Source organism: Enterococcus sp. AZ141, assembly GCF_051714385.1.
GTDB classification, from domain to species: Bacteria; Bacillota; Bacilli; order Lactobacillales; family Enterococcaceae; genus Enterococcus_D; species Enterococcus_D entomosocium.
Map to the genome: position 1 here is coordinate 1,867,709 of NZ_JBIORT010000001.1, position 22,745 is coordinate 1,890,453.

The 22,745-nt window shown below is 42.6% G+C and carries 18 protein-coding genes; 13 read left to right on the forward strand and 5 right to left on the reverse strand.

Annotation, left to right across the window (positions count from 1 at the left end):
• Window positions 1–306 precede the first annotated feature (306 nt).
• From IGI89_RS08755 to IGI89_RS08765, 3 genes are all read left to right on the forward strand, one after another.
• The gene (locus tag IGI89_RS08755) at window positions 307–2,073 is read left to right on the forward strand and encodes a 1-deoxy-D-xylulose-5-phosphate synthase (RefSeq protein ID WP_438735542.1); all 1,767 of its coding nucleotides are present in this window, start codon (window positions 307–309) and stop codon (window positions 2,071–2,073) included.
• A gap of 290 nt (window positions 2,074–2,363) precedes the next feature.
• On the forward strand, window positions 2,364–3,542 hold the full coding sequence (locus IGI89_RS08760) for an MFS transporter (protein WP_315037116.1): 1,179 nt from the start codon (window positions 2,364–2,366) through the stop codon (window positions 3,540–3,542).
• A 125-nt stretch (window positions 3,543–3,667) separates the two neighbouring features.
• On the forward strand, window positions 3,668–4,555 hold the full coding sequence (locus IGI89_RS08765; protein WP_008380734.1) for a MurR/RpiR family transcriptional regulator: 888 nt from the start codon (window positions 3,668–3,670) through the stop codon (window positions 4,553–4,555).
• Window positions 4,556–4,590: 35 nt separating this feature from the next.
• Here the strand turns inward: IGI89_RS08765 and IGI89_RS08770 are convergent, their stop codons facing one another.
• Window positions 4,591–5,412 carry an MBL fold metallo-hydrolase gene (locus tag IGI89_RS08770; protein WP_016612704.1) on the reverse strand — a complete coding sequence of 274 codons (822 nt, stop codon included), beginning with the start codon at window positions 5,410–5,412 and terminating at the stop codon, window positions 4,591–4,593.
• 98 nt (window positions 5,413–5,510) lie between these two features.
• On the opposite strand from IGI89_RS08770, the gene IGI89_RS08775 reads away from it, so the two are divergent.
• The 3 genes from IGI89_RS08775 to IGI89_RS08785 all read left to right on the forward strand — a co-directional run bounded on the left by IGI89_RS08775 (window position 5,511) and on the right by IGI89_RS08785 (window position 9,172).
• A complete protein-coding gene (locus IGI89_RS08775) occupies window positions 5,511–5,666 on the forward strand; it encodes a hypothetical protein (RefSeq protein ID WP_008380736.1) in 156 nt (51 codons plus the stop codon).
• Between the two features lie 213 nt (window positions 5,667–5,879).
• Window positions 5,880–7,736, forward strand: coding sequence for a beta-glucoside-specific PTS transporter subunit IIABC (locus IGI89_RS08780; RefSeq protein ID WP_438735543.1), 1,857 nt, complete (start codon window positions 5,880–5,882; stop codon window positions 7,734–7,736).
• 11 nt (window positions 7,737–7,747) lie between these two features.
• Complete coding sequence (locus IGI89_RS08785) at window positions 7,748–9,172, forward strand: 6-phospho-beta-glucosidase (protein WP_005234174.1); 1,425 nt, start codon at window positions 7,748–7,750, stop codon at window positions 9,170–9,172.
• A 122-nt stretch (window positions 9,173–9,294) separates the two neighbouring features.
• Here the strand turns inward: IGI89_RS08785 and IGI89_RS08790 are convergent, their stop codons facing one another.
• On the reverse strand, window positions 9,295–10,179 hold the full coding sequence (locus tag IGI89_RS08790; RefSeq protein ID WP_008380738.1) for an AraC family transcriptional regulator: 885 nt from the start codon (window positions 10,177–10,179) through the stop codon (window positions 9,295–9,297).
• A gap of 132 nt (window positions 10,180–10,311) precedes the next feature.
• Between IGI89_RS08790 and bglB the strand changes: the two genes are divergently transcribed.
• Both bglB and rhaM read left to right on the forward strand, forming a co-directional pair.
• Window positions 10,312–11,418, forward strand: coding sequence for a beta-galactosidase BglB (bglB, locus tag IGI89_RS08795; protein ID WP_438735544.1), 1,107 nt, complete (start codon window positions 10,312–10,314; stop codon window positions 11,416–11,418).
• A 39-nt stretch (window positions 11,419–11,457) separates the two neighbouring features.
• A complete protein-coding gene (rhaM, locus tag IGI89_RS08800; protein WP_061053170.1) occupies window positions 11,458–11,769 on the forward strand; it encodes an L-rhamnose mutarotase in 312 nt (103 codons plus the stop codon).
• A 155-nt stretch (window positions 11,770–11,924) separates the two neighbouring features.
• Here the strand turns inward: rhaM and IGI89_RS08805 are convergent, their stop codons facing one another.
• The 3 genes from IGI89_RS08805 to IGI89_RS08815 are packed head-to-tail and all read right to left on the reverse strand — an operon-like array spanning window position 11,925 to window position 15,767.
• The gene (locus IGI89_RS08805; protein ID WP_005234181.1) at window positions 11,925–13,376 is read right to left on the reverse strand and encodes a response regulator; all 1,452 of its coding nucleotides are present in this window, start codon (window positions 13,374–13,376) and stop codon (window positions 11,925–11,927) included.
• Entirely contained in the window at window positions 13,373–15,142 is a 1,770-nt protein-coding gene (locus tag IGI89_RS08810) for a sensor histidine kinase (protein WP_438735546.1), read from the reverse strand. The genes IGI89_RS08805 and IGI89_RS08810 overlap by 4 nt, the downstream gene beginning before the upstream one ends.
• Complete coding sequence (locus IGI89_RS08815; RefSeq protein WP_010749870.1) at window positions 15,111–15,767, reverse strand: DUF624 domain-containing protein; 657 nt, start codon at window positions 15,765–15,767, stop codon at window positions 15,111–15,113. The genes IGI89_RS08810 and IGI89_RS08815 overlap by 32 nt, the downstream gene beginning before the upstream one ends.
• A gap of 264 nt (window positions 15,768–16,031) precedes the next feature.
• Here IGI89_RS08815 and IGI89_RS08820 point away from each other — a divergent pair, with 264 nt between their 5' ends.
• The 5 genes from IGI89_RS08820 to IGI89_RS08840 all read left to right on the forward strand — a co-directional run bounded on the left by IGI89_RS08820 (window position 16,032) and on the right by IGI89_RS08840 (window position 22,695).
• Window positions 16,032–17,342 (forward strand): ABC transporter substrate-binding protein, encoded by a 1,311-nt coding sequence (locus IGI89_RS08820; protein ID WP_016612696.1) that lies wholly within the window; start codon window positions 16,032–16,034, stop codon window positions 17,340–17,342.
• Window positions 17,343–17,531: 189 nt separating this feature from the next.
• The gene (locus IGI89_RS08825; protein WP_016621592.1) at window positions 17,532–18,491 is read left to right on the forward strand and encodes a carbohydrate ABC transporter permease; all 960 of its coding nucleotides are present in this window, start codon (window positions 17,532–17,534) and stop codon (window positions 18,489–18,491) included.
• A 3-nt stretch (window positions 18,492–18,494) separates the two neighbouring features.
• On the forward strand, window positions 18,495–19,328 hold the full coding sequence (locus tag IGI89_RS08830) for a carbohydrate ABC transporter permease (protein WP_438735547.1): 834 nt from the start codon (window positions 18,495–18,497) through the stop codon (window positions 19,326–19,328).
• 75 nt (window positions 19,329–19,403) lie between these two features.
• The gene (locus IGI89_RS08835; protein ID WP_438735548.1) at window positions 19,404–21,017 is read left to right on the forward strand and encodes a glycosyl hydrolase family 28 protein; all 1,614 of its coding nucleotides are present in this window, start codon (window positions 19,404–19,406) and stop codon (window positions 21,015–21,017) included.
• A 424-nt stretch (window positions 21,018–21,441) separates the two neighbouring features.
• Window positions 21,442–22,695: a glycoside hydrolase family 28 protein gene (locus tag IGI89_RS08840; RefSeq protein WP_438735549.1), complete on the forward strand. Its 1,254-nt coding sequence runs from the start codon at window positions 21,442–21,444 to the stop codon at window positions 22,693–22,695.
• Window positions 22,696–22,745: the final 50 nt, after the last annotated feature.

Below are 22,745 nucleotides of genomic sequence, written 5' to 3' on the forward strand. Positions count from 1 at the left end.
GGGCATGCAGTAAAGATAGGATCAAAATAGAATAAATTCACAAAAAGTGCTTGACCTAAAGTGAACTCTAGGTGGTATCTTTTTAGATAGAAGAAATGAGCAGCGATTGTTGAAACTCAAAAAAATCACGATTTCCCTTTAGGATAACTTGCTATTTCTTGGTTTGACAGGAATTTTAAAAAGAGCGTCTAGCTCTTATGGCCACGTTTTTCATTCTAGAGAACGATCCACTCATTTCGATTTCGTGTCTTTTTCCTTGTGAGCAAACACACGAATCATTCAAACATTACTACAGGAGGTACGTACATGTTATTAGAAAAAATCAAAAGCCCCAAAGCGTTAAAAGAATTGACCAGTGGGCAACTTCAAGAACTGGTAGTAGAAGCACGAACTGCCTTATTGGAAAAAATCAGTCACCATGGGGGGCACAATGGCCCCAATCTGGGGATGGTTGAGATGACGATTGCGTTGCATAAAGTCTTTGATTCCCCCACAGATAAGCTGATTTTTGATGTGTCCCATCAGACCTATATCCATAAAATGTTGACGGGACGCGCCCATGCCTTTCTTGATGCTGCGCAGTATGGTGCGGTTTCTGGTTACACGAATCCGAAAGAAAGCGAGCACGATCTCTTTACGGTCGGACATACCTCCACGTCAGTTTCGCTGGCAAATGGTGTGGCGAAAGCCCGTGAACTAAAAAATGAAACGTATAACGTCGTTGCCGTGATTGGTGATGGTTCTCTATCAGGCGGGTTAGCGTTTGAAGGCTTGAACAATATCGTGGAATTAGGCACCAATACCATCGTGGTCCTCAACGACAATGACCAATCGATCGCAGAAAACCATGGGGGGATGTATCAGAATTTGCGAGTATTGCGAGAAACAAAGGGGCAAGCAGCAGACAATCTGTTCAAAGCGATTGGTTTTGAGTACCACTATTTGGATGAAGGAAATGACCTCGCTGCATTGATTGCTTTATTTGAAAAAGTGAAAGATGTTGATCATCCTGTTTTATTACACATTCATACGATCAAAGGCAAAGGCTTCAAGTTTGCGGAAGAAAATCGTGAAAAGTTTCATGCAGGCGGTCCCTTTCATTTAGAAACCGGCGAATATATTTCTACTGGCGGCAATCAAGTAACGTACAATAGCTTAACGACGGATTATTTATTAGAAAAAATGGCGTCAGATCCTAAAGTCGTGGCAGTAAACGCTGGTACACCGATGCTGCTTTTTTCTCCGGAACAAAGAGAAAAAGCAGGCAAACAATTTGTAGATGTAGGTATTGCAGAAGAACATGCGGTATCGATGGTTGCTGGGTTAGCAAAAAATGGAGCAAAACCTGTCTGGGCCGTTTTTTCTACCTTTATGCAACGTAGTTTTGATCAAATTTCCCATGATTTGGCCTTAAATCATCTGCCTGGAACGATTCTGGTATATGGTGCATCGATTCACGGCATGAATGACGAGAGCCATTTGGGAATTTTTGATATTCCATTTTTGGCACATATTCCCAACCTTATTTATCTTGCGCCAACCTCTAAAGAAGAATATCTGGCAATGTTGGATTGGTCGCTGGAACAAACCAACGCACCAGTTGCGATCCGGGTACCGGTTGGACCTGTCAACGAAATGGCAGTGACAGTCTCTACTGACTACAGTGATCAAAAAAATGAAGTGACTCAAGCTGGCACGCAGGTAGCCATCGTCGGTGTTGGGAACTTTTATGCGCTAGCGGAAGAGATCGCAGAACAATTGAAAATGCAACATGGAATTACGCCAACGGTGATCAATCCTAAGTTTATTTCAGGGGTCGACAAAGAGTTGTTGGATGCTGTGGCACGATCGCACAAACTCGTTGTCACGTTGGAAGATGGCATACGAGAGGGTGGCTATGGACAAATGATTGCCAGCTACCTGGGTGATCGTGAGATTGTCGTCAAAAACTATGGCTTAGAAAAGAAATTTTATGATAATTACCGGGCAGCGGACGTTTTATCTGAACTTGGTATCACCGTTGAGACAATTACGAAAGACGTTATGGAACAGTTACAGCAATCAATTCACTAAAGCATTCTGAGTAGTTACAGTCGATTTATGAAAAGAAGGAAACCTTGCAGAAAACATACTGCAAGGTTTCTTTTTTTTAGACAAACATAAATGAGTTCCAGCAATCGCCATAGAAACCTAGTAAAATACAGAAGACCAATGCTTTTCAAGCATAAAGCCCAAGCGCGTTAAGCATTGGTCAACGAGGACAATCTAGCGAATAATAAGGTAGTGAAAGGATCACTTTGTCATCTTGGACTATTGGGTTCAGAGACAAGGAAGAAAAGGTGTTTTTAAGGAAAGGGGTATTTATGAAATTTTTTTCTATGAAGTTGTTGGCACTGCTGTCGGTGGCAATGGTTGTCTATTCGGCACCGGCGATTTCTGCCAATGTCCCAGCGATTGCGGCAAGCTTCCCAGAAGTTGATGCGGTCTACATTGGGTTACTGACCACGATTCCATCATTGTTTCTTTTACTGGGAATTTTTACTACCAGCATGATCGAAAAAAGGATCGGCAAAAAATACACGATGGTCACCGGCTTGGTCATTGTGGCGGTTTTTGGCACGCTGCCGGCATGGTATCAGGGGAGCTTTCCCGTCTTGTTTCTTTCTCGAGGGATTCTTGGCTTCGGGATCGGCTTATTCAATCGTTTGGCGATTCAAATGATTAGTTTGCTGTTTCAAAATGAGCCGCAAAAGAAAGCCAAAGCTCTTGGATTAGAAAGTGCCGTCGGTGGTTTAGGTGGTATCTTTATGACTTTGCTGGTTGGGCAGCTAGTGAAAATCAGTTGGGAAATGTCCTTCTTGGTTTATGGCTTTGCCCTGATCAGTCTCTTCTTTGTCCAGCTGTTTATTCCAAACGAAACACAGGCTGTGACTAATGAGACGTTATTGGCGAACGTCACGGTTTCAAAAGAACGGAAACAGCGATCATTCGTTCTGGGTGTGCTCTTGTTTCTAATCGTTGTCTTATTTATTAATTACAATTTACAGATCACACCATTGTTATTGGAAAAAGGAATCGGGGACGCCACTGAAGGCAGTAACATGATTGCCGCCATTGCGACGGGAGCATTTATCGCCGGCAATGCCTTTGGCTTGATATACAGTCGCCTACATCGCTGGTTGCTGCCCATTGCGGCATTGCTTGCAGGAAGCAGCATCTATTTGACTTATCCATTGCAGACAGTGGGGCTACTCTTGGGTTGTTCTTTATTATTAGGCTTTGCCTTTCGCAGCATCATGCCTTTTTTCACCCACTTGCTGACGACTGGTGGTGAAGCAGAAGCTAAGTTTGGCACGATCGTCTCGATCGTTGCTTACAATTTAGGGGTCACGCTCGCACCCTATGCATCACGCTTGCTGATACTAGTCAGCGGCAATGAAACAGCAGGGATGCAGATGATCTTATCAGGGGGCACGCTATGTCTGATTGGTATGATCGCCCTTTTGGGAAATAAATTCTTTTTGTATTTTGAACGAGGGTAGGCATACGCTGGCGTGCTCCACGCTTTTCTGTCTTCAATTCATCACTTTCAGTGCTTTTAGATAGAAAGAAACGTGAATGAATGGGACGTGTAAAACTAACAGCAGCAATCAGAAGGGAGAACCAGATGTATCTTTTTCAAAAAATTGAAGAAGCAGCGTTTAAACAAAATGATGCAAGAAGGACGATCGGTGATTTTTTACTAGGCAATCGGGAAAAAGTCAGTGAGTATACTATGGAAGAAATCGCAAAACTGACCCATACCTCAAAGCCGACGTTAGTCCGTTTTGCAAAATATTTTGGCTTTTCCGGTTGGAAAGAATTTGTGTATGCCTTCGTGCATGAACTGGCACACTTTGATGATGGCTCAGCAACGATCGATGTGAATATCCCTTTTGGTGAGGCGGCAGACACATTAGAAATCATTGAAAACTTGGCGAACTTGCGCATGCAGACGATTAAAGAAACAGCGGCACTTATGACGGTAAAAGACCTGAATCAAGCCGCTCGACTCATCAATGGCGCTCAAAACGTTGTCATCTATGGGCGTAGTCCAAATTCGTATTTCGGGCAGCTGTTTAAACGCAACTTAAACACGATTCATAAAAAAGCCTTTGTTGCGGATACGGACGAAGCGGGCTTGATTTCCCAAACGCTGACCCCGCAGGATTGTGCCATTCTTATCTCTTATTCTGGCAATAATTCAGAGACCTATCCTATGAAAAATGTGAAAACATTGCTGAAAAATGGTGTGCCAATTATCAGTCTTACGAGTGGTGGGGACAACTATTTGCGGGACTATTCGACGATCGTCTTGACGATTGCTAGCCGAGAAAAACTATATTCTAAAATCGGAAATTTTTCCACAGAAGAATCGATTCAATTCCTTTTGACGGTTTTGTTTGCTCAGATTTTTTCCCTCGATTATCAGGAGAATATCCAAATGAAAATCAGCAACGCTCGTTATTTAGAAACGAGTCGAAGAACGACGTTTAAAGAGATGGCAGAAGAATAAAAGGACCACACCAAAAATGGTGTGGTCCTTTTTCCCTATTCTAAATTGTTGGAAGTGGTTGATTTCAATTCGATCGGCTCACCGGCAGCAACTAGACGAATCCGTTTCGGATTGACGATCCGATCGTACAAAGCTTCAGGGTCCCCATTAAAAGCATCGATATGCGGAGCATCCACTGTTCCCCAATGGGAGAGGATCAATTCAGCATGAGGATAGGTATTTGCCAGTTTCACGGCGTTCTCAAAGCCGATATGCCAAGCGTTGTCGTTAAAGTCAAATAAGATCGCATCTGGTTGAGGCATCTCTAATTGTTCTGGTAAAAGACGAGAATCGCCAGGAATCCACAAGGAACCATCCGGAGTATCGATCCAAAAGCCGCAATAGTCCTCAATTTGGAAGACACGGTCAAATTTTGTCGTCTCATTTTGCCAAAGGTGATACGCCTTTGTTAAAGAAATCTCCAAATTTTTAACGGTGAATGAATCATAGATTTCGTGACCTTGGGCAGCAACTTGAAAGTGCTCTTGCATAAGTTCGGCAACATATTTGGGTCCATGGAAGCTATCGGTAATCGGGACTAATTTTTCAATCGTCGGAATGCCGTAGTGATCATTATCTGAATGGGTGATCAATACCGCATCTAAGTGAGGGACTGCCGTCGGTTTGATTGGCAGATCGATCAGTAACGGCAGGTCAAATCCTTCTAAGACCGGATCGACCATGATACATGTACCACGGCTGTTTAGAAGAATACCGGAGTTTCCTAACCAGCGAATGATCGTTTGATCTGTTTTTTGAAAAGCTTCTTCATGAAAGAAAATCGTTTTTGGGGGTATTGCTTGTTTCGCGTTTGTCATGTTTCTTCGTTCCCTTCGCCTGTTTTTTATAAATCCAACCCAGAATAGCCGTTCATAACAGACTAGACCAAATCGTTGATTCAGTAAGGATTGCTTCAATGGTTGGGGGAAGAAGCAGTGGTTTGATCCGTTGTTGCGGGATCATCGGGGCGCTCTTTTTCGGTTGGTGGGTCCATTACGTTGAAAAAGCCTATTATGATCGCGATAAATCAAAAGTAACACAATCATCTAGTAAATTATATCATTGTTTCTAGTGGCTTCGTCAAGGCGATGTTTGGTCTTTTAATGGAATGGATTTCGAAAAAAGAGCGGTTTTTAATGAAAAGATGAAATCCATTTCGTCTTTAGGAAAATATATTGGAAACGCTCTCTATAAATGGTACATTGCTGGCAGAAAGAACAGTATGTTATACCGGTAAGCACATACAACATAGATTTTCTTTGAAATTTATTTAGGGGTGGAATGTATGAGTGAAAATTATCAATCATTAGCAAAAAAAATCGTCCAGTATCTGGGGGGACAAGAAAATATCACGGATGCCTATCACTGTCAAACCCGATTGCGCTTTAAAGTCAATGAAGAAAAGCGTATAGATCAAGGAGAACTAGAGGCGCTCGATGGGGTTGCCAAATACATCAATAACGCAGGGGTACATCAAGTCGTGATCGGAACACATGTCAAAGATGTCTATGAAGAAGTCACAAAATTGGTTTCGCTTCAATCATCAGGGGCGTCGGAACCTGGGGAGAAAAAAGGACCAGCAGCTGCAGTGATCGATTTTGTGGCAGGAACGTTTCAACCAATTATTCCCGCACTGTCCGGTGCCGGAATGGTTAAGGCAGTTTTGGCTTTATTGATCGTTTTTGATGTGATCACGGCTGATTCGCAAACCTATTACATGCTGAATCTTTTTGCAGATGGTGTTTTCTTCTTCTTACCAATGATCCTGGCCTTCACTGTGGCACAAAAATTGCGATGCAATCCGATTTTAGCGGCTTCAGTGGCTGCTATGATGATGCATCCTAATTGGGGTGCCTTGGTCACAGCAGGCGAACCCGTTCACTTTTTTGGGGTTATTCCTTTTACATTAGCAAATTATACGGGATCAGTCATTCCGATCCTGATCGTGATTTTTTTCCAATCGTATGTCGAAAAGTTTTTGAACAAAGTGATTCCAAAATCAGTGGAGCTGGTTTTTGTTCCGATGCTAACATTCTTGATAATGGGTACATTAGCCTTCTCGCTATTTGGACCGATCGGTAGTATCTTGGGTGGTTATTTGGCAACTTTCTTTACCTTCTTAAGTGTCCATGCTAGCTGGGTTCCAGCGGTTTTGATTGGGGGCTTTTTGCCAATCATGGTGATGTTTGGATTGCACAATGGGATTGCTCCTTTAGGGGTGATGCAAATGGCAGAACTTGGGTATGACAGTATTTTTGGTCCAGGGGCATTGGTCTCAAACATTGCTCAAGCAACCGCAGTAGCAGTTGTCGCATTGCGTACGAAAGAGAAAAAAACTAAGCAGTTGGCGGTATCAGGGGCAATCACTGCCTACATGGGGATTACCGAACCCGCTTTATATGGCATCAATTTGCCCAAAAAATATCCGTTGGTTGCGGCAATGATTGGTGGGGCTTCTGGTGGTTTGTATGCTGGCTTGACCAATACGCATCGCTTTGCGACCGGTTCGTCTGGTCTCCCAGCAATCTTACTATATATCGGTGATGATACGATGCGCTATTTTTGGAACATCATTATCGCATTGGTGATTGCAGCTGTGGTGAGTGGGGCCGTTACCTATGTCTTAAGTTTCAAATATGAAACAAAAGTGACAATTGATTTTCCGGAGATGAAAGCAGTAGTACTAGAAGATACCGGCTTGATCAATCCTGTACCGGGAATCGTGATTCCGTTGAATCAAGTCAAAGATGACGCATTTGCTTCTGAAGCACTCGGAAAAGGATTTGCGGTCGATGAACCCATCGGTGAAGTCATTGCGCCTTTTGATGGAAAAGTCGCTGCTGTTTTTCCTACCAAACACGCGATTGGCTTGGTTTCAGACACCGGAATCGAATTGTTGATCCATGTCGGTTTAGACACAGTGGAACTAAATGGTCAGTATTTTGATGCTTTAGTAGAAGCAGAGCAAAAAGTTACAAAAGGGCAGCGATTGCTGACGTTTGATGTACCGCAGATAAAAGCTGCAGGATATGTCACACAAGTACCGATCATCGTTACCAATACACCACAATATACCGCAGTCGAACGTGTGAAAGAAGGTTTGGTAGCTAAAGAAGAGGAAGTACTTGTAGTCAAAGTTTAGGAGGAAATAACATGGGATTATCAGATGATTTTTTATGGGGCGGTGCAACGGCTGCCAATCAAGCAGAAGGTGGTGTATTAGCAGGAGGACGTGGCTTATCAAATGTCGACCTCTTACCAACTGGTCCTGATCGCGCAAGAGTCGCTGCTGGTGAGTTGAAGATGTTAGAATGGCAGGAAGATTCTTTTTATCCAGCCCAAACGGCCATTGATATGTATCACCATTATATGGAAGATATTACCCTTTTTGCCGAAATGGGTTTTAACGTGTATCGGATGTCACTTTCTTGGTCAAGGATTTTTCCAAATGGCAATGACGAAGAGCCCAACGAAGAAGGACTGCTTTTTTATGAGAAAATCTTCAAAGAATTGAGAAAACATCAAATCGAGCCATTGGTCACGATTGCCCACTTCGATGTTCCGCTGCATTTGATCAAGGAATTTGGGGGCTGGAAAAATCGTCGGCTCATTGATTTCTATGTGACCTATGCGGAAACCGTCTTCCAGCGCTATCGCGGGTTGGTCAAATATTGGCTGACGATCAATGAAATCAATATTTTGCTGCATCAGCCCTTTGTAGGTGGCGGGATCGTCTTTAAAGAAGGGGACAATCGTCAAGAAATCAAATACCAAGCAGCGCATCATCAGTTAGTCGCCAGTGCCTTAGCAACCAAAAAAGCTCATGAGATCGATCCGACCAATAAAGTCGGCTGTATGCTGGCTGGCGGCAGTCATTATCCTTATACTTGCCGACCTGAAGATTACCAAGAAGCAATCAATCGTGATCGCGAAGGCTATTTCTTTATCGATGTGCAAGCCCGAGGCAAATACCCCAATTATGCCTTGAAAAAATTTGAGCGAGAAGGCTTAACGATCAAAATGACACCTGAAGACGAGGCGATTTTAGCGGCTTCTCCTGTTGATTTTGTCAGTTTTTCTTATTACTGTTCGCGAACGGTCAGTGCCCATCCAGAAGACTATGCGCAAGCGACCGGGAATCTCTTTCCATCAATTAAAAATGAACATCTACCATCGACTGAGTGGGGGTGGCAGATTGATCCGTTAGGACTGAGAAATTCATTGAATCAATTGTATGATCGCTATCAAAAACCGTTGTTTATCGTAGAAAATGGGTTAGGGGCGATCGATACCCCTGATGAGAACGGGTTTGTCGCAGACGATTATCGGATCAACTATTTAAAAAAACATATTCAAGCCTTCAAAGATGCGGTGATGATCGATGGCGTGGAACTACTTGGTTATACTACTTGGGGTTGTATTGATCTTGTAGCAGCCAGTACCGGTCAAATGAGTAAACGCTATGGCTTTATCTATGTGGATCGAGATGATCAAGGCAACGGCACCTTGAAACGAACCAAGAAAAAATCCTTTGAGTGGTATAAAAAAGTGATCGCTTCAAATGGGGAAGTTTTATAGCATACAAAAAGAATGACACATTTCCTCGTGTCATTCTTTTTGTATTGTGTCATCTAACATCAGGAAAGGGAAGCAGCAACTCTTTTTTCACGAGCCAATGATTGGCGCTTTGCAACGGCGTGCTATTTTTTCCCTGCAAAATGCGTAAAACGGACAAACTGATTTTGGGCTTCTTCTTGTAAAAATTCTTTTGGTGTCAGCTGAAATTCTTGTTTAAAGCAGCGTAAAAAATGGGTATAGGAGTTGAAGCCGCAAGCTTCGAACGTGGCGGTGGCGCTTCTGGTTTTACGTAAAATTTCTTTGCTCTTTAAGAGTCGTTTCTTTACCACATAGGCATGAAAGGCGACGCCAGTTTCTTTTTTGAAGGTCCTTGAAAGCGAGTATGGGCTCATGAAAAGGGCTTTGGCGACGGTCTCTAAGGAGAGATCAGCGGTCAAATGCTGATTGATATAGGTAATAGCAGCCAAAATGTCTTTATTTTTATAGAGTGAGTCGGATAAAAATAGCGGTTCTTTTTCCTGATAGGCAATCGTATTGATGGAAATCAAAAACGCAATCAAATGATTTTGATAAAGTAAGTCGGTGCCATAATTGCTATCCGTTTTTTTGCGTAAAGGACGCAATAGCTGGTCTAGTTGGTCGGCATCGATCGATAAAATACGACTGTTGATGCCGCCGTTGCTACGAAAACAGGCAGTGAGATCTGTTTGGGTAGTGGAGAGGGCAGCGAGATAACTAGGATTGATATACAGGTAGGTTCGCTCGAAAAAATCAGAAGTTTGATGAACGATTCGATGCAAGACGTTTGGAGGAATCAAGATGATCGTACCAGGTTCTAGAGGGAATTCTCCGCCATCGATAAAGAAGACCGCTGATCCTTTTAAGGTACAGTGAATCTCATAAAAACTATGGTAATGATAAAGGGTATTGTTTTCTTCTACGATGTCTTTGATATGAAAGGCCTCAAAACGATCGTTGATCATCGTATCCGCACTTTGCTTCTCCATGATTGGCTCCTTTCGTACTCGTTTGTTTTTATCATACAAGAATAGATAGTAAAGTGTCAATAACTGCTATTTTTGTGTAAATGTAAGCGTGTTACGATCAATCTATCAAAGAGAAATGAGAGGATGAACCCAATGGTGATTTTAGAACAGTTATTTGTGGAAAAACGTGTTGTAGAAGAAAAAATTGATCGCATGATCGAAAATTTAACGACGATCAAGGATGATAATGGCGAATTTCTATTAGAATTTGACGGCTTGATCGTTGATGATAAAAGCTGGGGGATTTGGAACTGGCCGCAAGGGGTGGGACTATACGGCATTTATAAAAACTACCAAATCACCAAAAATCCCAAAGCGCTCCAAGTTGTGGAAGAATGGTTTGAGCAGCGGATGTTAGAAGGCGCGCCGCCTAAAAATGTCAACACGATGGCGCCGCTTTTGGCAATGGCGTATCTTTATGAAGACACCAAAGATTCTCGTTACTTGCCGTACCTTGAACAATGGGCGGAATGGGTCATGCATGATATGCCGCGAACCGATGAAAATGGTCTGCAGCATGCGACCTATGGACCAGAAAATCGCAACCAGCTTTGGGACGATACCTTGATGATGACCGCTTTGCCTTTGGCGAAAATTGGCATGTTGCTGAATCGTCCGGCCTATATCGAAGAAGCAAAACAACAATTTATGATCCATATCAAATACTTAGTTGATAAAAAAACTGGTCTTTGGTTCCACGGCTGGACCTTTGAAGAACGCCACAATTATGCGCAAGCGCTTTGGGCAAGAGGCAACTGCTGGATCACCATTGCGATTCCTGAGATCATTGACATTCTCGACTTGCAAGAAGGAGATGCGTTACGAGGCTTCTTGATCAATACCCTCTTAGACCAACTAGCTGCCTTGCAAGAAATGCAAGATGAAAGTGGTTTGTGGCACACCTTGTTAGATGATCCTAGCTCGTATGTGGAGGCTTCTGCGACGGCTGGTTTTGCCTATGGGATTTTAAAAGCCGTTCATAAGCGTTACATTGACAAAGCTTGGGAAGATGTTGCCTATAAAGCGTTAGCCGGTTTGATCGAACAAGTCGCAGAAGATGGAGAAGTCCAAAATGTTTCCATCGGTACTGGAATGGGAGAAGACTTGGCGTACTACAAAAACATCGCGATTACAGCAATGCCTTACGGGCAATCACTGACAGTTTTAGCATTTACTGAACTATTGGTTTCATTTTGTTAAGCAGAACACCTTACGTAATAAAGAGAGGAGCAGACAAAGATGATCAAAAAAGCGATTCGGATGAAGCTACATCCTGGTTATGAAGCAGAATATGAAAAACGGCATCGCGAACTATGGCCAGAACTAAAAGAGCAGCTCATAGCACACGGGGCGAAAAGCTACCAGATTTTCTTAGATCCAGAAAGCCTTGCGTTGTTTGGCTACCTTGAGATTGAAGATGAAACCCGCTGGCAGCAGTTAGCGGCAACCGAGATCAACCAAAAATGGTGGCAGTACATGGCAGAACTTATGGAAACAAATCCGGATGATTCGCCAGTGACACAGGAGTTAAAGGAAGTCTTTACGCTGTAAGCTAGACAAAAATGTTTATTTCTTAAAACGAACACGGTCGCATCAATTGTTTGACATCAATTACTGGTTAGTCAAAGAGGTAGTTCGCTCACGAATGTGAGCGGACTACCTCTTTTGTTGAAATAGCAACACAGTCATTTCGGATAGAAGAAACGTTAAGAGAGAAGTGCTTTTTCTTGCTGCTTCAAAAATTTCTTTGGTGTCATACCGGTAATCTTTTTAAACGTTTGAACAAAATATTCGGGGGCATTACTAAAGCCCGTCATCGCTGCCACTTCGTAGACTTTGTAGTTTTTCTTCAGCAGTTCTTGTGCTTTTTGGATGCGGTATTCGGCTAATTTTTGATTGAAGCGAATCCCGGTTTCTTTGTAATAGGTTTTTCCTAAGTATTCAGGATTTAAGTACAAAAGATGGGCGGCGATCCATTTCAATGACAATGCTTCATGGTCATAATATTCTTCGATGATCAGGTTGACTTTTTGGGACAGCTGCATGTTCTCGCTATCGTCTAAGCTGCCCCGCATCAAATCGATACAGTGAAGCAGCATAAACTGGAGTTCGTGCCAATTATTCAAGAGCATGATCTTTGGGGAATAGTCATCAAAGTAGATGTCTTTTTTGATGCGATGGTTTTCAAAAATTGCCGATAACAAATCGTTGACCTGCAGCCGCAATAGTTGGACAGGGTAAAGCTCCATGCGACAGGTAGAAAAAAAGTTTTCCGTAAGAACTTGGGCTAAAGTCAGTTCGCCTTTGTCGATCAATGCCAAAAGTTTTTCACGGTATTCCATATAGAGACTATTTTCATAGACATTTTCTTGTGAGATTTGGGCTTCTTGGATGACTTCAAAGGTATCAAAATAAAACTCCTTATCCAAGTTCCGCTTGCCTAAATGATAACTGAGTAAAAATTTTTCGGGGGTTTCGACCCAGCAATTGATGGCGATCCCTTTTCCTAGATGCGCAGCCTGTACCTTCGTTTTAAAAAAGAGATTAAAGGTATTTTCCGTACTGAAGTTCAGGATATAGCCAACTTTGTTTTGATGACCGATCACCAACTCGTGATGGTTCTCATAGCTTTCGATCCGCTTGGCGATGGCGTGATAGAATTTCGAATCAAATAAGTACATACAAAATGGAAAAACGAACGATTCAGGCAGCGGTTCTTCTCCGCAGCTATTGATGTATTGTTCAATTTGTTGTTTTAAATAGAGGGTAGATTCCATTTGACGACGTTCAGAACGTTCGATCGTCTCAGCCAACGCTTCTGAAAGCTTGCTCGGAAAAACAGGTTTTTCAAGGAAAAATTTGACCCCTAAAGCCATCGCTTCTTTGGCAAAGGAGAAGCTGCCAAAGCCTGTCAAAATAATGATTTGAATCGCAGGATTGATGGCTTTTAATTTTTTGATCAAGGCAAGTCCATTGACTTTAGGCATATTGATGTCGGTAATCACGATGTCGATGGTGTTTTGCTGACAAAATGCCAAGGCTTCTTCACTGTCTGTGTAAATTCCTTTGACCACTAATGGGAAATCAAAAGAAGCAACGAGGTTAGCCACACCATTTGCTATCAAGGGTTCATCGTCAACAACGAGGATATTTTTCATGTTTCACTCACTCCTTTTAAGGGGATCACAAAGCGCACCGTCGTCTTTTTGAAGGGAATCGAGGAGACGATGGCTAAGGACGCTTGATCACCATAATGCAGTTGCAATCGTTTTTGAATATTGGTCAATCCGATGCCGCCTTCTTTTTCAATCGAGAAGTTGGCTTTAAAACCAGGGCCATTGTCAGAGACACTGACTTGGAGAAAGGTTGCTTGTTGTTCAATCGTAAGGACGAGGCGACATGTCTCCTTCATATCATTGACGGCGTATTTAAAGACATTTTCAATCAATGGTTGAATCAGTAACTTAGGAATCTTAAAGGACAAGTCATTCACCAAAATTACTTCGATATACTCGATCCGTTTCCCGAAGCGAACGTTTTGAATATTGATATAGGCGTGCACGATATCTAATTCATCTTGTAGCGTTGTGAAGTCAGACTTGGTATCGATTTTTTTTCGAAACAAATAGGCAAGGGAGGTGACCATCTCTGAGATCTGCCACTGCTGATTTTCAATGGCGATCCAGTTGATCGAGTCTAACGTATTGTATAGAAAATGTGGATCTAATTGCGCTTGCAATCCTTTAAATTCGATTTCTTGGGACAATATACGCATTTCATAATTGTCCTTGATCAAGGCATTTAATTCATCGATCATCGTATTGTAGCTTTCATAAAGGACCATGATCTCTTCTTGACTATTTTCTGGGACAGCGAGGGTCTTTAAAGAGGCCAGTTTTTTCGTTTTCCGCAGAACGGCCATTTGCGAAGCCAAGTCAGCTAAAGGGCGGGTCAGCTGATTGCTTATTTTCCGAATCACAACAATAATCAAACATAAAAAAGGCAAACTCACAGCGATGGAAAGGCCTTGTAGTTTATAAAGATCAGCTAAGACTTGATTTTCAGGCAGTAAATAAATGAAGGTCATATTCGGCATCGTCTTCCGATCCATTGCGTAGTAGTACTGGCGATTATCAAACGTCATGGAGCCGATCGATCGCTGGAAGGTTTCCATTTTTTGCTGCAAGGTATTTTGATACGCAGCTACGGTTTGCTCGTCATTTGCGGTACTATAAAATTGGTTCTGATACGCCATGAAAAATTGGTTTTGTTCGGAGACAATGGGAAGACTTTCGATCTCGTTACGAAAGAAGGACGTATTCACTAGAAATATCACCGTACCAATATAGGTTAAAGAAAGATCGGCTGTTGAATAGATTTTTCGCAGGTAGACACCTTGAGAAAGGTCCTTTGCAAAAAACCAACTCCCTTTGGCAGGCTTATCGGGCAAAGTCTCGATCATATCTTTGATGGTTTGGCCATTAAAGATATGGTCGGTCTCGGCTAGAAAGTTGATCATGTTTTCGTTCGTTGGGGTAAAGAGATAGACGTTTTGAATCGTTGATTCATTGCGTACGAGGGCGTTGATTTCTGCACTTAAGGCATTCTTTTGGTCGATCGCCTCTAAGGATTGCAAGGAATCTTGTGCCAAGATCCTTTGTAGGCCATTTTGGATCGGTGCACTATCGATAATGCGAAAAGAGAGGGTTTCGACGGCAGTTAAACGCTTGGCGATATTTGTTGAAATGATCGAGACATCTTTATACGCGGCTTCTTTCAGCTGCGCCATGTAGACTTGTCGCCAAACTAAGGTCAGGAGAACAGCCAATGAGACGATAATTGCCACCGTCGCAAAAAAGACAAAATGTAACTGTCGCTCAAAAGGCTGCTTTTTAAAGTGATTGATCAGCTTCTGGGACTTCATGGACACTGCCTCGCTTTGCTTGCAATTGTTTGGTTTTTTCAATCATCTGACCATGAAAAAATTCAGCGAAGAACAAGAAAATCACCAGTCCAAAGACGAGTAACAAAGAGGTTTTGGCAGTCAATAAGAGAAACAATAAATACCAGGTAAACAACAAGGCAAGGCCTTGCAGTGGGTAGCGAAAGACTAGAAAGATACTGACGTACAAGGTCTGTTTCCAAGCGTGTTGTTCGGCTTTGGCATAGGTCATAAAGCTGATGAATGCAGTGTAAAGGAGGAGAATCGTTAAAAGTAAATAGACAGGACGCAGCCAAGCCATTTCAGTCGGGAAAAAATGAGTAATCCGTAAGTTAAACAACAACAGGAGTACTGTACTTAATAGTCCAATGCCAAAAAGGGAAAAGGTGCGAAAGGCTTGCTTGTAGGCTTGCCAGAAGGCAACAGCTGAATAGTCATGACCAGTTTTACGAAAATCATGTAAACATTTGATCGTGACAGCGGTGGCAGGACCGAAGCCAAAAATCCCCAACCCTAAAAGGGTAAAGAAAAGCCATAAAAGGTTTAATTTAGCAAAATAAGCTGTTACCGTAAAAAGACGAAACAGTCCGGTTTGTATTTTTTTCATTGTTTCCACCTACCTTGTTTTTTGAAAAGTAAGCCTTTTCAACGCTAGTATAGCATAGTATATTGGAAAAAATAGAGCATGTCTGTTTTTTTACATTTTTCATCTGTTTTTCTATTTTTTTCTAGCTATTGCCCGTGAAGGCTTAGCCTTCAGCAAAAACGACAGTCTAGTTTTTCACATATTTGCTCTTGTTTTTTCATTTTTATTAACGAGGATTTCCATTACAATCACCTTGTAAGCGCAAACAAAAAGGAGTGTAGAAGAATGAAGAAAACTTTTTTAAAAGCAGCGAGCTTGTTGTTTCTTGGTGCGACCTTAGCAGCTTGTGGCAATAACGGCAATAGTAGCGGAAGCTCAGAAGCTGATGCAGATGGGAAAACGACGATTTCCTTTACCTGGTGGGGCTCAGAAGTCAGACACGAGAAGTATATCGAATCGATCAAAGAATTTGAGAAACAAAATCCTGACATCAAAGTTGAATATGAATATGGTTCTTGGGATGACCATTGGAAAAAACTAGCGACAAAAGCGGCTTCTGGAGAATTACCTGATGTGATCCAGATGGATGTGCAGTACATTGCGCAATATGGAACGAAAAATCAATTAGCAGATATGTCGGAATTTATCGGCAATGAGATTCAAACCGATGATATCAAAGAATCGATTTTAGCAACAGGCGAGTTAGATGGAAACGTTTTCGGCATACCAACTTCTGTCAATACTATGGCGATGCTCTACAATCCATCATTGGTAGAACAAGGGGGCACTGGGATTGACTTTAGCAATTATACCTTCGATGACCTTGTAGAAAGTACGGCAGCGATCGCTGAAGCAACAGGTGATTACGGTTGGAACGATAACAATGACAACAGTACGATTTTGCAATACTTTTTACGTACTAAAGGCGAAGATCTATACCAATACGATGCAGACGGCAAACCAGAGATCGGTTTTACCAAAGAAAACTGGGTTGAATTTATGGGGGCTATCGCAGATCTTACGGAAGCCAAAGCAATGCCAACCGCAGAAGTGACTAGCAATGCCAACAGTATGGATCAATATCCGTTTTCACAAGGAAAAGCAGCTTATATGATGACTTGGTCCAATCAATACTTGACCTATAAAGCCTCCGCCGCAGAAGATGTCGAAATCAATTTGGCTCGTCCTTTTGACTCAGAAAACGGGGCGATGGCGTATCGACCAGGGTTCTTTTATTCGATCGCGAATGCTTCTGAATCAAAAGAAGCAGCTGCGAAGTTTGTTGACTTTTTAGTGAATAGTGAAGAAGCCAATAAGATCATCGGTACTGAGCGGGGAATTCCTTCCAATGATGCCATCAAAGAATTGCTTTATGCCGACATGACACCAGAAGAACAAGAGTCCTCTGATTTCTTAGATGATATTGCAGACATCGTCGGTGATCCATCCCCAATCCCACCAATTGGGTTTGCTGAAATCAACACGTACTTTAAAGAGCTGTACGCAGAGATCACTTATGGCACGATGACACCAGAAGAAACTTATGATGCCTTTACGCAACGCTGCGAAGAAATTTTTGCAGAAAACTATCAATAAGCATAGATGCGGCGCCTTTACTGACTTTTTCAGTAAAGGCGTTTTTTTAGGAGAAGCACTGGAGGAAAAAAATATAGGTCCTCTAGTTTTTCACATTTCTGTGCTTTTTTTTCTATTCATTCTTAAGAAGTACTTCGTTAAAATCAACTTGTAAGCGTAATCAACTATAGGAGGTAGGAAGTGAAAATTATGGAACTACAATCAAAATCACCCACGGCCAAAGAACCTGGGAAACTCAAAAGCTGGTTTAATCGATTACCAGAATCAAAACAGAATATGGTTACAGGCTACTTATTTATCTCACCCTTCATCATTGGCTTTTTTGCTTTTATAATCGTCCCGATGGGGATTTCTCTTTTTATGTCTTTTCATGACTATGATCTATTGACAGAGGCGCAATTTGTTGGCTGGAATAACTTTATAACGATTTTTACGAATGATCCCAAGTTTGTTCAGTCACTGACTGTTACGCTGAAATATGTTGTGTTGGCAGTCCCTTTACGGCTGATCGTCGCATTAGCAGTGGCGATGCTGATCAACCGCCCATCGAAATTAAGCGGCGCTTATCGGGTATTATTTTATATCCCTTCGATTTTAGGTGGGAGCGTGGCGGTATCGATCATGTGGCGGAATCTTTTTGGCGATTCAGGGTTGATCAATGGCGTGCTAGCGGCGATCGGCTTAGACCCGATCTACTTCTTTAAAAGTCCTGGCTTAGCGTTGATGACCTTGATTTTATTAGCAGCGTGGCAATTTGGCTCGTCGATGTTGATTTTCTTATCCGGTTTGAAAAATATTCCGAAAGATTATTACGAAGCGGCGGAAATTGATGGGGCAGGAAAAATCAGACAGTTTTTCAATATCACGGTCCCAGTCCTGACGCCAATCATCTTTTTCAATCTGATCTATCAAACGATCATGGCCTTTTTGACCTTTACACCTGCGTTTATCATTTCGAATGGGACGGGTTCACCCCGTAACGGCACGTTAGTCTATTCCTTGTACATGTATCAACGAGCCTTTACCGATTTCAAAATGGGCTATGCTTCAGCCTTAGCGTGGATTTTACTGGTCATCGTTGGGTTGATTACGATTCTGTTGTTCGCAACATCGAAATTTTGGGTGTTTAAAGAAAACGAGGAGGTTTGATTGATGCGTGAACAAAAACAAAATTTTTTCTTTGATGCCGTGATCTTAGTTGCTGCATTACTGATGCTTTATCCGATTTTCTGGCTGCTGTTTAGTGCCTTTAAACCTAGTAGTGACATTTTTCGAACGGCAACGGAGTTGATCCCCCGCAGCTGGACGTTAGAAAACTTTACCAAGGGGTTTGAAGGGATCGCAGGGATTCCCTTCATTCGCTATATTTTCAACTCATTGCAAATCGCGTTGATTTCAATGGTAGGGGCGGTCTGTTCTTCGGCTGTCATTTCTTATGGATTTGGTCGGATTCCTTTCAAAGGAAAAGGCTTTTGGTTTGCTTGTATCTTGGTCACGATGATGCTACCGCAAGAGATCATCATGGTGCCTCAGTATCTTTGGTTTAATCAATTAGGCTGGCTTAACTCGATTCGTCCAGTGACCGTTCCTTCATACTTCGGACAAGCCTTCTTTATTTTCATGATGGTCCAATTCGTCTCTGCGATCCCGACAGATTTAGATGAAGCAGCAAAAATGGACGGCTGTGGACGGGTCGGTATTTTCTTCCGCGTGATTCTACCGTTGATGAAGCCTTCCTTGGCAAACGCTGCGATCTTCTCTTTCTATTGGAAATGGGAAGAACTGATCGGACCGATGCTGTACCTCACACGTCCGCAAAACTACACGGTATCGATTGCCTTGAAGCAGTTCCTGGATGCTAGCAGCACCTCCAATTGGGGAGCCATGTTCGCGATGTCTGTGGTCTCCTTGCTGCCTGTGTTGATCATTTTCTTTATTTTCCAAAAATACATTGTTGAAGGCATCAGCACGACTGGTCTTAAATAAGTATGGAAAAAGATATTCGCTGTTTTGGAATATCTTTTTTCTATTGAATGAATTCGTTGAAGAAAGGACAAACCGATGGAACCATTTCAAGTAATTGATTTTCATGTCGTACCAAGCACGATCGGCGCTCATCAAGCGACCCTTATTTGGGAGAAGCCGCTGCACGCTCAAGCTATTTTTGGTTATCAATTGTTTTTAGACAACGATTTGATCCAAACCAGACCAACAAACAAGACGCATTGGACGTTGACAAACTTATCTGCCGATCAAACGTATCAAGTAACGATCATCTGCCTCGATCTTCAGGGATGTCTGCTTACAAATACCGCAGTCACGACGACCTTTCGTACAAAGAAAAAAAGTGTTGTGTTAGATGTTACGCAAGCACCATACCATGCTGATAGCGAAGGCAAAGAAGATAGTACCGCCATTCTCCAGCAAGCGATCAACGATTGTCCTAGCAACGGCACAGTCTGGATCCCAACAGGGGCGGTGATCCTTTCCGGTGCGTTGGAGCTAAAAAGCAATATGATTTTTCAGGTAGATGGCACATTGCAAGCAAGCCTCGACATAGAAACGTATCGGGTTGCCCCTCACGATTATTTAGGAAGCGTGAATCAAGAGGGGTTGCCATTAAGCCGTTATGAAGGCTGGGAATTGTTTTGTTTTCGTTCATTGATCAACATTGGGTATATCGATCGGGGCGATCGAGGGCGTATCGTTTGTGAAAATGTCCGTCTTTGTGGCAAAGGAACGATCATTGGTGGCGGGAATCCATTAGGACTAGCGATGCGAAACCCTTATGTAGACCGTGAACAGTATCCAGAATATGTTTCTGATGGAAAACCTGGAAGACGAGTAAGGGGACGTTTGATCTGTATGATGCAGGCCAAAAACATCCATTTGACAGAGCTGACGTTGAGTGATCCACCATGCTGGACTGTTCATATGATTTACTGTGACACCGTTGTGACCCATGGGGTGACTATTCAGTCCAAAGGCATCGACAATGGCGATGGTTGGGACCCAGATTCTTCGCAAAATTTGCTGATTTTTGACACCGTTTTTGATACGGGCGATGATTGTATCGCAATCAAATCTGGCAAAAATCCAGAAGGAAATCAGATCAATAGACCAGCGAAAAATATTCGGCTGTTTGATTTGGCTATTCGAGGGGGACATGGCATCGCGATTGGTAGTGAGCAATCTGGTGGTGTTGAAAATATCGCTTTTCGAGATTGTCAACTGACCAATACGCTTTATGGACTAGAATTGAAAGCGCAGAATGATCGTGGTGGCTATATTCGTCAAGTGACGATCACCGATTGCCTGTTGGATCGTTTCATGGCTCATCCTGTTGCTTACAATGCCGATGGTCAGGCAGCACAACAGTTACCGATCATTTCGGATATTTTGGTCAAGAATACCCGTATCGTAGGGCAGAACCCTTTGGTCGAGCTAAAAGGGTTTGTCGATGAACAAACACAGCAGGTTTCACCGATCCAACGCGTTACTTTTGAGTCAGTTGCCTTTGAATCAGCTAAAGGGCAAAAGAAAATGATTTTTGAACAGTGTCAGGAGGTCAGCTTTAAAGAGGCAGCGATCATTGATCGAGCGGCCATAAGTGACGCAATAAGTTGCCAAGAAACAGTCGAACTATCCATGGTGGGGCAAAAGAAACGCACGTAGAACAAGCTTTTGGAAATGATCTGCGTTGGTTTTCCCAATGAGAAACAGTTAGTTAAGCACCTTATTTCCTTCCTTGACAGGTTGCGCCTTTTTGCTTTTGTAGACAAAAAGGCGCATTTTTCTAACAAGAAAGGACGTTACAAAAAAAGACGATCCTCAGAAATCAAAAAGGACTTTCTTTTGCCACTAAGGGGACTATAGTAAAGAATGTAGGAAAAAAGGACGCCAGAAAGCACATGGGAAAAGACAACGAGATGTGCCAAGAGGAACGCTTTACTTGATGGACAGCGCCAGTAAGAAGCACTTAGTTCTATCCAAATAAATGATAGATGAAAAAAGGTTGGCGATGCGCAAATTTTTAAAAGTCATGGATATCGATAAACCTATTTGTAGCGTAAAACAAAAGCGTAGGAGGTAAGCAAGAATGGAAGACATCACGCAATTATTGCAACGAGAAATTGACCAAGCATCAACTGTGCAGGGAACAGTGATTACACCACCCGGCGCCTATCAAATCGGCGCACTGTTTTTAAAAAGCAATGTGCACTTGATTGTCTCAGAGGATACGATTCTGTATGGTAGTCAAGAACTGACCGATTATCCCGAAGTAAATAATCGGGTCGCAGGGATCAATATGAAGTGGCCTGCAGCGATGATCAATGTTTTTCACGCAGAAAATGTCATGATCTCGGGAAAAGGAAAACTTGATGGTCGTGGAGAAACATGGTGGCAAACGTTTTGGGGAACAGATGAAGCCAGCGGGATGATGGCGGATTACGCAAAGAGAGGCTTACGCTGGGCAGCAGATTATGATTGCAAGCGTCCACGGAATATCCTTGTTTATGAAAGTCAGCAAGTAACCATCAAAGATATTTCGTCGGTACAGTCGGGTTTTTGGAATACCCAAATCACGTATTCTCACCACATATTGATCGACGGCATCACGATAGACAATGGGAAAGGGCCTAGTACCGATGGCATCGATATTGATTCCTGTGAAGAAGTCACCATTCAAAATGCTCACATTTCCTGCAACGATGACAATATCTCGATCAAGGCGGGACGTGGGGCAGAAGCCTTAGCCCAGCAAAGAAGCTGTCGGAAAATCACGATCAAAGACTGTCAGTTAGGGTACGGTTCAGGAATTGCCATTGGCAGTGAAACTTCAGGTGGGATCGAAGAGATCAAAATCCAAAAAGTCGTCTTTGAGCAAACTGGCGCAGGGTTTCGGATCAAATCCGCCAACAATCGAGGTGGATTTATACGCAAGGTCACTGCTTCGGATTTAACGATGAAGGATGTTGGCTTTCCTTTTCTCTTACAAACAAATTGGTACCCAGATTATAGTTATCCAGAACTGCCAGCTGATTATGCGGAAGAGATTCCCGACTATTGGCACAAATTGATGGCACAACCAGCTATTCCAGTAGGTCCAGCAAAGGTCTGCGACATTACTATTGAAAACGTGCAAGCTACCAAAACAGGACAACAAAGCGTGCGTGCTTTTTTCATCGAGGCCAGCCCAGCAGAACCGATCCGCAATCTAACATTGAAAAATCTTTCCATCCATGCCGATGAGTTCGGCAAGATTGCAGGGGTTGAGAACTTAAAGATGGTGGAAACGATCGTCACTGCGTTAGCGCCAACCTTGGATCAAAATGATGTGTATGAGCGGTAGTACTCTTTCTGTCAAATATGAATAAGTGGTGATCCGCTTAGTACTAAAAA